At 45.7% G+C, this 13,212-nt stretch carries 10 protein-coding genes and 1 rRNA gene; 8 read left to right on the top strand and 3 right to left on the bottom strand.

The window, feature by feature from the left end:
• Nucleotides 1-48: 48 nt before the first annotated feature.
• Together KTG14_RS11180 and yugI are read left to right on the top strand one after the other, a co-directional pair.
• Nucleotides 49-2,595 (top strand): hypothetical protein, encoded by a 2,547-nt coding sequence (locus KTG14_RS11180; protein ID WP_216971018.1) that lies wholly within the window; start codon nucleotides 49-51, stop codon nucleotides 2,593-2,595.
• Between the two features lie 86 nt (nucleotides 2,596-2,681).
• Nucleotides 2,682-3,056, top strand: a complete 375-nt coding sequence (yugI, locus tag KTG14_RS11185; RefSeq protein ID WP_216971019.1) for a S1 domain-containing post-transcriptional regulator GSP13 — start codon at nucleotides 2,682-2,684, stop codon at nucleotides 3,054-3,056.
• 26 nt (nucleotides 3,057-3,082) lie between these two features.
• Here the strand turns inward: yugI and KTG14_RS11190 are convergent, their stop codons facing one another.
• Nucleotides 3,083-4,393 (bottom strand): sigma 54-interacting transcriptional regulator, encoded by a 1,311-nt coding sequence (locus KTG14_RS11190; protein WP_216971020.1) that lies wholly within the window; start codon nucleotides 4,391-4,393, stop codon nucleotides 3,083-3,085.
• Between the two features lie 139 nt (nucleotides 4,394-4,532).
• Between KTG14_RS11190 and pruA the strand changes: the two genes are divergently transcribed.
• From pruA to KTG14_RS11210, 4 genes are all read left to right on the top strand, one after another.
• Complete coding sequence (gene pruA / locus KTG14_RS11195; protein WP_216971021.1) at nucleotides 4,533-6,077, top strand: L-glutamate gamma-semialdehyde dehydrogenase; 1,545 nt, start codon at nucleotides 4,533-4,535, stop codon at nucleotides 6,075-6,077.
• 153 nt (nucleotides 6,078-6,230) lie between these two features.
• Entirely contained in the window at nucleotides 6,231-7,424 is a 1,194-nt protein-coding gene (locus KTG14_RS11200; protein ID WP_216971022.1) for an ornithine--oxo-acid transaminase, read from the top strand.
• Between the two features lie 81 nt (nucleotides 7,425-7,505).
• Nucleotides 7,506-8,750 carry a Glu/Leu/Phe/Val family dehydrogenase gene (locus tag KTG14_RS11205; RefSeq protein WP_216971023.1) on the top strand — a complete coding sequence of 415 codons (1,245 nt, stop codon included), beginning with the start codon at nucleotides 7,506-7,508 and terminating at the stop codon, nucleotides 8,748-8,750.
• Nucleotides 8,751-8,860: 110 nt separating this feature from the next.
• On the top strand, nucleotides 8,861-10,024 hold the full coding sequence (locus KTG14_RS11210; protein ID WP_216971024.1) for an iron-containing alcohol dehydrogenase: 1,164 nt from the start codon (nucleotides 8,861-8,863) through the stop codon (nucleotides 10,022-10,024).
• Nucleotides 10,025-10,062: 38 nt separating this feature from the next.
• On the opposite strand, the gene KTG14_RS11215 is transcribed toward KTG14_RS11210, so the two are convergent.
• Nucleotides 10,063-11,052 carry a cation diffusion facilitator family transporter gene (locus tag KTG14_RS11215; RefSeq protein ID WP_211653779.1) on the bottom strand — a complete coding sequence of 330 codons (990 nt, stop codon included), beginning with the start codon at nucleotides 11,050-11,052 and terminating at the stop codon, nucleotides 10,063-10,065.
• A 13-nt stretch (nucleotides 11,053-11,065) separates the two neighbouring features.
• The gene (locus KTG14_RS11220; RefSeq protein ID WP_483313507.1) at nucleotides 11,066-11,752 is read right to left on the bottom strand and encodes an MgtC/SapB family protein; all 687 of its coding nucleotides are present in this window, start codon (nucleotides 11,750-11,752) and stop codon (nucleotides 11,066-11,068) included.
• A gap of 141 nt (nucleotides 11,753-11,893) precedes the next feature.
• On the opposite strand from KTG14_RS11220, the gene KTG14_RS11225 reads away from it, so the two are divergent.
• Together KTG14_RS11225 and KTG14_RS11230 are read left to right on the top strand one after the other, a co-directional pair.
• Nucleotides 11,894-12,796, top strand: a complete 903-nt coding sequence (locus tag KTG14_RS11225) for a DMT family transporter (protein ID WP_216971026.1) — start codon at nucleotides 11,894-11,896, stop codon at nucleotides 12,794-12,796.
• A gap of 277 nt (nucleotides 12,797-13,073) precedes the next feature.
• A 16S ribosomal RNA gene (locus KTG14_RS11230) occupies nucleotides 13,074-13,212 on the top strand; the annotation flags it as partial.

Genomic DNA, 13,212 nt, shown 5'->3' on the forward strand with positions numbered 1-13,212 from the left:
TATAATAGAAATAAAAGGAAATTCACCAGAAAGAGAGCTGATGGGGAGATGGACGAAAACAGCAATTCACTAGGACCGGATCATCAAAGCAACGAATCTATGATGCGACTAGCAGATAAGCTCAGGAGATTCGCTTACCAAAATGGTATGTCTGCCGACCACACGAATGCCTTTATTCAGAATCTCTGGGAATCTGCGGGAAAATCGTATGCAGCGGACGATAAGGAGCTGTATCTCTATTGCGCTGCTGCAGCGCAACTTGCGCAATTTCCCGATTTGCAAAACGACGGGAGTTTGATCGGCTTTCAAGAAGACCGGGAAAGCCATTTCGCGCTGCAATCATTGCCGCTCAATCAGCGCATAGCAGCCGTCCTTTATTTGGTGAATGGACGAAACGCATCCTTTGCCGCACAGGTACTACAACTAGATGAACCAGAAATACTCGGTTTAGTAGACAGCGCAAAAAGCGAATTAGCAGAGAAGTTGGCTATAGCAGATCAACAAGAACTTCTTCAGCGGCTCGAATTCCTGGAAAAATCAATCAAGCGGGTCAAGCTGCCGGATGGGGAAGTACTGATGGAAGATCACATCAGCCCGGCCGAAGCGCCACACCGGCAAGTGCCGGCAGTGAAAAAGCCAGCAACGTGGATTGTCGCAGCAGCGATTGCCTTGCTCGCAGGCGTCGTCGGAGCGTCTTTTTTCTTCGACAGCTTCCGCCTGCCATCCGCCGCTGAAGCATCAGAAGGGCAATTAACACAGGAGATGGCGGAAGAGATGGAACAGCAGTACGAGGAAACGCGAGAAAATGCCAAACAACGCCTCGGCTTGGAAGAAGAGGAATTCGTCGAGTTTGCCTATGTGGCTAAAGCTGACGAAAAAAATGAGGAGTTGTTCAGCCGCAGCAACTTGAAGCAGCACGAAGACGATGCGAAACTCTTCGCTCAACAGATGGAAGAACTACTATGGATGGTCGAGACGCCGAAAGGAATGACCGAATCCTTGGCCAATTCTGGTCATATGGAGTTCGACGAAATAGACCGATTTATGCAATTATATTTGGAGAAAACAAATGAACTGCAGGAGTTTGCGGAGGGCATTCTAAAAAACAATGAAGATCAATTGCCCGCTTCATCTGAGCATTACGGTAAGCCCCAGTTGTTAATAGAAGATATTCCGGGTGCATCAGCTGAATTGAAACAATTGCTCACTTCCTGGGGCGAATACGGACTGCGCTTTCGTCTGACAGAGCCTGATAGAATGTACTTATTGATCAAGGATACCGAATCATTGCAGTGGCTACCGCAATTCCAGACGCATCCATTTGCACATATGTATCTAGAAATCTTTGCTGTCTATCCCTATTTTGATGAGCAAGGCTGGCTAGTGGAACCGTTCCAGCTCTCCAATGAATTTTACAAAATGCTTTACCTATTGGTTGAAGAACCGACCGATAGCAAATTAAAAGCTGAAATCGAAGTCATATATGAACAAACCGTTTGGCAAATCTTGAAAGGCGCAGAACAAGATATTTATACGGATGGTGTTGTTAAACCTGAAATCCGCGAGTTTTGGAAAACGCTGACTTACCATGACGCATTGGCGGCCATCCTGCTGCCGGTGATTAACGAAATGGAAGACAGCGGCTGGCAACATTCCGCTTTCTTGGACAACTTAGAATACGGCGACAGCCTGGCAATTCTTAAGCTGGCACAGCAGGGAGAGCTCAGTGAAACTTTGCCAAATGGCGATTTTCAAGTGGAATCGGAAATGGTGGACTTGGCAGATTTTGATTACAGTCGTGTGAAAGAGCTGTATACGCGTTTCAAAAAATCGCATGATACGAATTTACTAGCCGGTGTTCAGCCCTTAGACATTTACTTTCTTTATTTCTACGCCAATCATGAGAAGGACCCAGAAACGATGTACCATCTTTTAGCTGACAGTGAACTCAAGCCAAGTCTAGAAGAGTATATGGTTGATTGGGAGCCAATTCCTGAATTGACGGAAACTGCATTATGGGTAGAGATTCGGGAAGAAATGACGCAGCGTATCTACGAGAAAGTGATGATCCACCCGTCGGTGATGTACGAAGAGCAGGATATTGGATTTCACCAATCCAATCCGCTTCAGCCGGCATTGGTGACTGAACGTGACCAGATTTGGCTGATCCAATACGAACTGCAAGAATTTTCACAGGGATCGAACCCAGAACTGCAAAAACGTGGCTTGAAAGCCTATGAATTATTGGCAAACAACAAAAAGCTGCCGGATGACACGCGTCCATTTGTCATCGCTTACGCTTTATTGCACGCGATTGACAAAGAGAACATAGCGGTTGCCAATAAATTACTCCAACCAGGAGTGAAAGAAAGGGAAGCAGAGTTTTGGCGTAATTTTGCCAGTAGCCATATGGTCGCCGGATTCGAAAATATGACAAGTATGTCGTTTGCTGCGTCGGATTTAAATGTTCTCGACCAAGTGGATGCGAATTTGCAAATTAGCTACGAAACGGGCGCATCCGAAGTCTGGCACGAACAGCTGATGATGGTCTTGACGCCTGATGGTTGGCGCTTCGAGCTCTTTCCTAATTACTGATTTTACTCTTATAAGGAACCTGTGCTATAATATACAGATGCCAATAGGTGTACAGTAATTTAGATAAAGACTAGGAGCGGTTAACTATGACAAAAACGTATCAAACAGGAGATAAAGTCTCCGGCAAAGTAACAGGAATCCAGCCATACGGTGCATTCGTTGCACTTGACGACCAAACACAAGGACTTGTACACATTTCAGAAATCACGCACGGTTATGTGAAAGAAGTCAGCGAATACTTGTCTGTTGGACAGGAAGTAGACGTAAAAGTATTGGACGTCGATAGCAAATCGAAAAAAATCAGCTTGTCGATCCGCGCTTTGCAAGAACAGCCGCCGGCAGCTCAAAAAAGCGAAAAGCCACGTCAATCACTTCAGTCTCACGTGAACGAAAGTGACTCTGAAGGCTTTAACACATTGAAAGACAAGATGCAGGAATGGATCAAACGTTCTGGCCAATAAGTCTATAGCAAAACGTCCAATCGACCTTACGTCGATTGGGCGTTTTTTTTGATTTTCCGCAGGCGGTATTGAAGATTTTGGCGGCTCATGCCGAGTGCCTGGGCGGCTTTTGTTACATTGCCCCCAAACAGGTCCATCGCTCTCTCCAGGTAATACATCTCCGCTTCCTGTAAGTATTCCTCCAGAGACAACAAATCTTTATCGGAGCGAACAAGGAAATCTTCCGGCTGCAGCAATCCGCTTTGGGTTTTCAGCTTAAAGTGATGCGGTAACATGGAAGCAGTCACTATTTCCTGTGTCGTAACAAGGGACGTGATTTCATCCAGCAGCAATTCCAGCTCTTTCAAATTTCCAGGCCAGTCGTAGTTGAGGAACAATTTCTCCACTTCATCCGATAGGGAACGGATGACCGACCCGACTTTCATCCGGTGACGGGAGAAATAGTCATCGACAAACGGCAGGATGTCTTCTTTCCTGCGGCGCAGCGGTTCCACTTTGATGGTCATTGCCGAGAAGAAATAATACAAGTCCTTTACCAAGGTGTTGGAAGAAATCAACTCGACCGGATCGTCGCCGACGCTTGCAACAAAATAACAATCGCCTGCTGCGTGCCGTTCAACGACTTCAAGCAGCTGCACTTGCAAAGCGCGTGGCAAAAGATCGATGCGTTCGCAATAAATCGTGCCGTGCCTCATGCGGTCGATTTCCTTATCTACCTCGTCAATCAACCGGCTATCGGTGCCGTGGCAATAGAGAATATGCATCGGAAGCTCGGAAGCATGGGCGGAATGAATCGCTTCCGCGAGCAACTCTTTGCCGGTTCCGGATTCGCCAACTAATAACACGGGCAGTTTCGCGGCTGCGGCTTTTTCGGCGCGGGCAATAATGTTTTTCATGCTCGCCGATACGGCAGTTAAACTGGCGAAAGTAATCGGCTCCTCGTATTTTTTCAGCGGCTGGTAGATGACCCGCTCCAAGGTCGTCACATCCCGTGCAAGTTCAATCGCCCCGATCAGCATTTCGCCTTCAAACACTGGATAACTGTCGTTGATGGTAGTGATTTCTTGCCCTTTCCGGTTCCAATACGTCTGCTTAATGTTCAAAATCGGAGTGCCGCTCGTTAGCACTTGAAGCAATGTGCTCTGCGTTTGGTCAAAACGGAACATTTCCAAAAGTGATCGGTCTGTCAATTCCTGAAAATCAAAGCCTTCAATCTCTCTCATCTTGCGGTTGTATAAAATGGTCTTCCCTTTGCTGTCGATGGCGTGTATCCCTACAGCCACGTGATCTCCAGCGAATTTATAAAAAGGGGCCAAGTCTATTTGCGCATCGTTCATGGCCATCACCTCAAAATTATTTTGACTTTTTAGATTAAAATACTTGAAAAACGCAATAATCTTTTGCATTATTATAAGTGGAAACAGATTAAGAGTGCAAATTTTTTTTGCGCTCGCTCAATTATAAGGAGGATTCCCAATGATTCCCTACAAACATGAACCATTCACAGATTTCTCGATCGAGGAGAATCGCAATGCATACTTGGAAGGCCTGAAAACGGTTGAAGGATACCTCGGCCAGGATTACCCGCTAATTATCGGCGGAGAACGCGTAACGACTGAAGACAAAATCGTTTCATTCAATCCGGCGGATAAAGAAGAAATCGTTGGGCGCGTCTCCAAATCAAATAAAGAACTAGCTGAAAAAGCCATGCAAGAAGCAGATGCTGCTTTCAAAACATGGAAAAAAGTGAAACCTGAAGTACGTGCTGACGTGTTGTTCAGAGCAGCAGCGATCATTCGCCGCCGCAAACACGAATTCTCAGCACTTTTAACTAAAGAAGCAGGTAAACCATGGAACGAAGCGGATGCAGATACTGCAGAAGCAATCGATTTCCTTGAATACTATGGCCGCCAAATGCTGCGCCTAAAAGATGGCATGCCAATGGAAAGCCGCCCAGGCGAGTACAACCGCTACGACTATATTCCACTCGGCGTCGGCGTAGTCATCTCTCCGTGGAACTTTGCATTCGCGATCATGGCGGGTACAACAGTTGCAGCGATGGTAGCAGGCAACACAGTGCTCTTGAAGCCAGCTTCAACAACTCCGGTTGTCGCTTATAAATTCATCGAAGTATTGGAAGAAGCAGGCATGCCTAAAGGCGTCGTCAACTATATTCCAGGACCGGGATCTGAAGTCGGCGACTATTTGGTAGACCACCCGAACACTCGCTTCATTTCATTCACAGGTTCAAAAGAAGTAGGTTTGCGCATTGCAGAACGTTCTTCTAAAGTGAATGAAGGCCAAATCTGGATGAAACGCTTGATCGCTGAAATGGGCGGCAAAAACACAATGGTTGTTAACAACAATGCAGACCTCGAGCTTGCTGCACAATCCATCGTCAAATCTGCTTTTGGCTTCAGCGGCCAGAAATGTTCTGCAGGATCACGTGCAGTGATCGTGGAAGATGTCTACGACGAAGTACTCGAGCGTGTAGTAGAACTGACAAATGAACTGACAATCGGCAACACGGTTGACCAGTCGAACTTCATGGGTCCTGTCATCGATGGCAACTCGTATAAGAAAATCATGGATTATATCGAAATCGGTAAAGGCGAAGGACGCCTAGTTGCAGGTGGAGACGGCGACGATTCAACAGGATTCTTCGTGAACCCAACGGTTTTCGCTGACTTGGATCCACAAGCCCGCATCATGCAAGAAGAAATCTTCGGGCCGGTAGTCGGCTTGATGAAAGCTAAAGACTTCAAAGAAGCAATCGCAATCGCCAATAACACTGAATACGGTTTGACTGGCGGTGTCGTCACAAACAACCGCGAGCACCTCGAATATGCTCGTGAAGAATTCCATGTCGGCAACTTGTACTTTAACCGCGGATGCACAGGCGCAATCGTAGGTTACCAGTCATTCGGCGGATTCAACATGTCCGGTACGGACTCAAAAGCAGGCGGGCCAGATTACTTGGTTCTTCATATGCAAGCACAAACAACTTCTGAAATGTTTTAATTATTCGCTTAATGATATAATGATGCACAAAAGGCAGACTCCGTGTCTGCCTTTTTTTAAAAAAGGTTCCGTTAAGCGCATACATCTATGAATAGTGCTCCATCAGCTTAAGAGCTCAGCGGGTCTAGCCTTAATTTAAAGGAGGAATTTGGAATGACACAAACACAGTCAATTATTGAAAAAACTGAACAGTACGGGGCAAAGAACTACCATCCACTGCCAATCGTCATCTCGCAAGCTGAAGGCGTATGGGTAACGGATCCTGAGGGCAATAAATTCATGGACATGCTCTCTGCCTATTCAGCAGTAAACCAAGGCCACCGCCACCAGAAAATCATCCAGGCGTTGAAAGATCAAGCCGACCGTGTAACTTTGACCTCCCGCGCGTTCCATAACGACCAATTGGCGCCGTGGTATGAAATGATCTGCAAAATTTCAGGAAAAGAAATGGCTCTACCGATGAACACGGGAGCGGAAGCTGTAGAAACAGCCATCAAAGCCGCACGCCGCTGGGCATATGATGTTAAAGGCGTTGAAGAGAACAAGGCAGAAATCATTGCATGCGAGGGCAACTTCCATGGCCGTACGATGACTGCTGTGTCACTTTCATCTGATCCTGAATACCGCAGAGGTTTCGGCCCGATGCTCCCAGGCATCAACATCGTGCCATTCGGTGATTTGGACGCATTGAAAAATGCCATTACGCCGAATACTGCAGCCTTCCTTATTGAGCCGATCCAAGGCGAAGCCGGAATCATCATGCCGCCAAAAGGCTTCTTGAAAGCAGCGCGCGAACTTTGCCGCGAAAACAATGTCTTATTCATCGCTGACGAAATCCAGTGCGGCCTTGCGCGTACCGGCAAAATGTTTGCCTGCGAATGGGAAGATGTAGATCCGGATATGTACATTCTCGGGAAAGCACTTGGAGGCGGAGTATTCCCGATCTCTTGTGTCGTCGCAGACAATGAAGTGCTTGGCGTATTCAATCCGGGTTCGCACGGCTCCACTTTCGGTGGCAATCCGTTAGCTTGTGCTGTGTCGATTGCTTCCATGCAAGTCATCCAAGACGAAAACCTCACGGAACGCTCGCAGGAGCTCGGCACTTACTTCATGGATGAACTGAAAAAGCTCGACCATCCTGTAATCAAAGAAGTCCGCGGACGCGGCTTGTTCATCGGGATGGAATTGACTGAAGCTGCGCGTCCTTACTGCGAACAGCTGAAAGAACTCGGGCTTTTGTGCAAAGAAACGCATGACACAGTCATCCGTTTTGCACCGCCGCTCATCATCACAAAAGAAGAGCTGGACTGGGCACTTGAGCGTATTCACCAAGTGTTCACAAAATAACAATCGATGTGGCAAATGGAAGTTTGCCATGTTACACTAGATGCGGGTAATTACTAAAACACAAAGAGGCGAAACTAAACAATGGCTGAAAACTTGAACTTGTTGACGTCAACGCAGGATGTCATTAAAATTGCATTGGACAAACTTGGATACGAAGATTCGATGTATGAACTTCTGAAGGAGCCGATGCGGATCTTGGAAGTGCGTATCCCGATTCGAATGGACGATGGGAAAACCAAAGTGTTCACGGGATTCCGTGCGCAGCATAACGACGCTGTCGGCCCAACTAAGGGGGGAGTCCGCTTCCACCCTGATGTGAACCGCGACGAGGTTATCGCGCTTTCCATGTGGATGACATTGAAATGCGGAATCGTGGACTTGCCATACGGCGGCGGTAAAGGCGGCATCATTTGCGACCCGCGTGAAATGTCCATGCACGAAATCGAAAAGCTGAGCCGTGGCTATGTACGCGCCATTAGCCAGATTGTCGGACCGAACAAGGACATCCCTGCACCAGATGTATTTACAAACTCGCAAATCATGGCCTGGATGTTCGACGAATACAGCAAGATTGACGAATTCAACTCACCAGGATTCATTACAGGTAAGCCGATTGTGCTTGGCGGCTCACAAGGCCGTGACAAAGCAACTGCACAAGGCGTCACAATCGTGATCAATGAAGCGGCGAAAAAACGCGGACTCGATATGAAAGGTGCGCGCGTAGTCATTCAAGGCTTCGGCAATGCTGGGAGTTTCTTAGCGAAATTCCTGCACGATGCAGGGGCCAAAGTCGTCGGCATTTCCGATGCTTACGGTGCATTGCACGATCCGGAAGGCTTGGACATCGATTATCTCCTTGACCGCCGCGACAGCTTCGGGACCGTCACAACACTGTTCGATAACACAATTACCAACAAGCAATTGTTTGAAATCGATTGTGATATCCTGGTACCCGCAGCAATTGCGAACCAGATCACAGAAGAAAACGCACATGATATCAAAGCTTCTATTGTAGTAGAAGCTGCAAACGGGCCGACAACGGCTGAAGCAACGAAAATTTTAACAGACCGCGGAATCTTGCTTGTGCCTGACGTGCTCGCAAGTTCTGGCGGCGTCACAGTTTCTTACTTTGAATGGGTACAGAATAACCAAGGTTATTACTGGACGCAGGAAGAAGTCGACGAGAAGCTCGAGAAGAAATTGGTGGAAGCTTTTGAGAACGTATACAACGTGGCCATGAACCGGAATATCGACATGCGCCTTGCAGCGTATATGGTCGGTGCTAGAAGAACTGCAGAAGCTTCACGCTTCCGTGGATGGGTATAAAAACCAACCGCTCGGCATTAGCCGGGCGGTTTTCTTGTGCTCAATGTTTTGCTTTTTCAGGATTGAAAATCCATAATGAAAACTGAACGTATTTCGGAGGAGGAGATTAGATGAACGCATTTTCTTTCTATAACCCAGTCAAATTGATTTTTGGCAAAGGGCAATTGGAAGCATTGAAAAACGAAGTGCCGAATTATGGCAAAAAAGTATTGGTCGTATATGGCGGAGGCAGCATCAAGAAAAACGGCCTTTACGACGAAGTTATGGCCACGCTGAATGAAATGGGCGTCGAGATCCATGAACTTTCTGGCGTAGAGCCAAACCCACGCCTATCAACAGCAAAACGCGGAATTGAAATCTGCAAGCAAGAGAACATCGACATGCTGCTAGCAGTTGGCGGAGGTTCTGTCATCGACTGCACAAAACTCATCGCAGCCGGAGCAAAATACGATGGCGATGCATGGGATTTTGTCACGCGTAAAGCGACACCCGAGGAAGTCTTGCCGTTCGGCACAGTCTTGACTTTGGCAGCTACAGGCTCAGAAATGAACGCCGGTTCTGTTATCACAAATGAAGAAACAGAAGAAAAATACGGCTGGGGCAGCCCGCTGACCTTCCCGAAATTCTCTATTCTGGACCCGAGCTACACGAAATCTGTACCACGTGACCATACAGTCTACGGAGTAGTAGATATGATGTCTCATATGTTTGAGCAGTATTACCACAATGCAACGAATACACCGGTACAGGACCAGATGATCGAAGGCGTGCTGCGAGCTGTAATTGAGACAGCACCGAAGCTCATGGAAAACCTCGAAAGCTACGAGCACCGTGAAACTATTCTGTTTGCCGGTACTATGGGGCTAAATAACTTCCTGCAGATGGGCTATAACGGAGACTGGGCATCCCACAATATTGAGCACGCGGTCTCTGCTATTTATGACATTCCCCATGCAGGTGGCTTGGCGATTTTATTCCCTCAGTGGATGCGCCATAATGTTCCTGTCAACCCGTCACGATTTGCCCAAATGGCTATTCGTGTATTCGGCATCGATCCTGCAAACAAATCTGAAGAACAAATCGCAAACGAAGGAATCGACCGTCTCGTCGAATTCTGGACATCGATTGGGGCTCCAAGCAGCCTGAAAGATTATGACATCGATGATTCCCGCTTCTCGGACATTGTCGACAAAACCCTCGTCTACGGCGAATTCGGCAACTTCAATAAATTGAACGGAAAAGATGTAGAGAAAATCCTGCAAGCTTCGCTATAATATAGAAAAATCCCGATGCATGATGCATCGGGATTTTTTTATTCGGGTTTCTTCAATGAATCTGGCCGTTTACTAACATGTACCCAGTGTTTTTCGCCATCATCTGCATCTAGTGAAACGATCACATCATCAACGCTAGGCTGGCTCAAAATAAGTTCAGCCAAACGGTTTTGCAATTCGTCAGCTTCCTTGACAGTTAGGTTAGGGTCAACTTCCACCAAAGTTTCAACATGCAAAAATTCACCCTCCTTAACTACTTCCAGCTCGCGAATATCTTTGACAGCAGGTCTGTCAGAAAGGAGATGTGCAATATGATTAACCATTTGCTCATCTGTTTCTCCAATGACCCCACGTGCATTATCCAAGAAAATTTTAGTTACAACGTAGAACATCATTAAACCGATTGCAATGGATGCCGCTCCTTCAATTTGCAGAAATCCGGTATAGTGTGCAATCAAGACAGCAACTAGAGCCAGCAAACCACCAGAAGTTGCAACTAAGTCTTCCAGGAAAACCAGTTTTGTAGCTGGTTTTGCACGGTTCAAATGAGTAAAGCTCGTGGTGAGAGGAGCAAGTGCGCCGCCTTTAACTCCAGCTTCATGCAGTACTTCTTTACCGGCTTTATAAAGAACAAACAACTCGAGTAAAATCGCAATCGATAGAACAACAACGCTAATAATAAAGCCTTCCGCCTCAATCGGATGCAACATTTGGTGCCAGCCTTCGCGGATGGTTTCATAAGCCATGATTCCCACAATTAGAACGGCTGCAAGCAAAACTAAATTTAACAGCCTGCCAAACCCATTCGGAAAACGCTTAGTCGGAGCTTTTTTCGATAAGGCAGATCCAATAAAAACAAAATATTGGTTCGCCGCGTCACCGATTGAGTGCATCGTTTCGGCAAACATGGCCACATTTCCGGTAAAAGTAAAGGCGACGCCTTTCATGATAGCAATAAACGTATTAATGAGTGCTGCATAAAGAGATGGTTTATTTCCACCCTTTAACAATCCGAAAAATTCTCCCAAAAAAATTCCCCCTTCAGTTAATCATTTCGATATCCACTTGTTTTACACTATTAATAGAAGAAACCTCCTTGTATAATTCGATAGTTTCTTTTTCTTGTGCGTAAGACATGCGGATCGAAAGTTTGTAGTACCAAGTTCCGTTTTGAAGCTCAGAGTGAAGAATTGACAAGGTTTCAATGGTCATGCCACTGGAATCAAGCTCTTCCATTACTTCACTGATAGCTTTCTCTTCCATAACGTAAACGGTGAGTCTTGCTTCTATCTGTCTCAGGCGTTTTGGTCCAAAATGGAAAAGGAGAGGGGGGATTACTTCAATCCCAATAATCACTAGCAAGACAGCAGTTATTGCTTCAATGTAAAAACCGGCAGCGACAGCAATGCCAATTCCGCCAGATCCCCAAATCATTGCTGCAGTCGTCAATCCGGAAATCGAATCGTTCCCTCGCTTCAATATAACGCCAGCTCCCAGAAATCCGATACCTGAAACAATTTGAGCTGCAAGCCGGAGCGGATCCATTGTGATATTTACACCCTCATGGCTACTCGCTTCTGCAATATAAGCAGATTCAATTGAAATAATAGTTAATAAACAGCTGAATGTAGCAATGACCAAGCTTGTCTTCAACCCAACAGGCTTCCTCTTTAATTCCCTTTCCAACCCTATAACTAAACTTAAAACGGCAGCAATAGCTAATTTCATAAATGTTTCGAATGAAGAAATTTCGAATGCGCTGAAAAATTCCAAAATAACGACCTCCATTTCACTTTGCGGTTGAATGTAAAGCCGGCAAATGGCAAACTAAAAAGTGATGTCAAAATCTGATGCAACAAGAGGTGCTCAATGGAAAAACCAACGATTCATCCTTATATCCCTATTCTGGTCGGAGTTATCTCAGTTGCTATGTCTGCAATTTTTGTTAAAATGACCACAGCAGATGCAGGTGTTACTGCATTTTACCGGATGTTATTTTCTATTCTATTAATGTCTCCAGTATTCCTCTATAGCTACTTGCCGGAAATAAAGAAACTAAATAGAAGAGACTGGATTTTTTCAGCAATCGCTGGTATCTTTTTGGCTTTCCATTTTATCCTCTGGTTCGAATCACTTAACTATACTTCTGTAGCGAGTTCCACTGTTTTAGTAACATTACAACCTCTATTTGCATTTGCTGGCACCTACTTTTTCTTTAAAGAGCGCCTCTCTGCAAAAACCTTGATCTCTGGGGCTGTTGCAATCACTGGAAGTATTGTTATTGCTTACGGAGACTTTCAGGTAAGTGGAAGCGCATTATTTGGTGATATACTGGCGCTCATTGCTTGTGCGTTGATTACTGCTTATTTATTATTTGGTCAAGATGTGCGAAAACGATTATCTTTAGTGACATACACATTTATTGTTTACAGTTTTAGTACCATAACGCTATTTTTCTATATTATTGCTAAAGGAGAATCTTTTGGCCCTTATCCAAAAGAAGAATGGATGTGGTTTTTTCTATTAGCTCTTATCCCAAATCTCCTTGGACATACTTTATTTAATTGGGCTGTGAAGTGGGTAAGCACAAATGTAATATCTATTGCTATCTTATTTGAGCCAGTAGGGGCGGCAATCTTGGCATATTTTATACTTGGAGAACTGGTTAGCAAATCACAAATTATTGGTGGAAGCATTGTGATCGCAGGGCTATTATTTTTTATAGCTGATTACAAAAGAATTAGAAAAATCTTTTTTCGGAAAAGTGCTTGATTTTTTTTAGCAGGCGGTTTATAGTAATAAATGTCCTCGAAACAAGCTGTTAAAAATATTTCAAAATAGTATTGACATCGAGTTTTAAAAAGGATATAGTAATCAAGTCGCCAAAACAAGGCGCACAACATGAACCTTGAAAACTGAACAGCAAAACGTCAATAATACAGTCGCGAGCGATCGCGACACAACTTACTGATCAGCGTATGCAGATCAAGCGAATCGTGCGTCTTTCGGGACGGCGATACGCCAGCAGTATTGAGCAATCAACTACTCTATAATGGAGAGTTTGATCCTGGCTCAGGACGAACGCTGGCGGCGTGCCTAATACATGCAAGTCGAGCGGAACCATTGGAGCTTGCTCCTTTGGTTTAGCGGCGGACGGGTGAGTAACACGTGGGCAACCTGCCCTGCAG

Source organism: Planococcus sp. CP5-4_YE (genome assembly GCF_019042655.1).
Taxonomy (GTDB): Bacteria; Bacillota; Bacilli; order Bacillales_A; family Planococcaceae; genus Planococcus.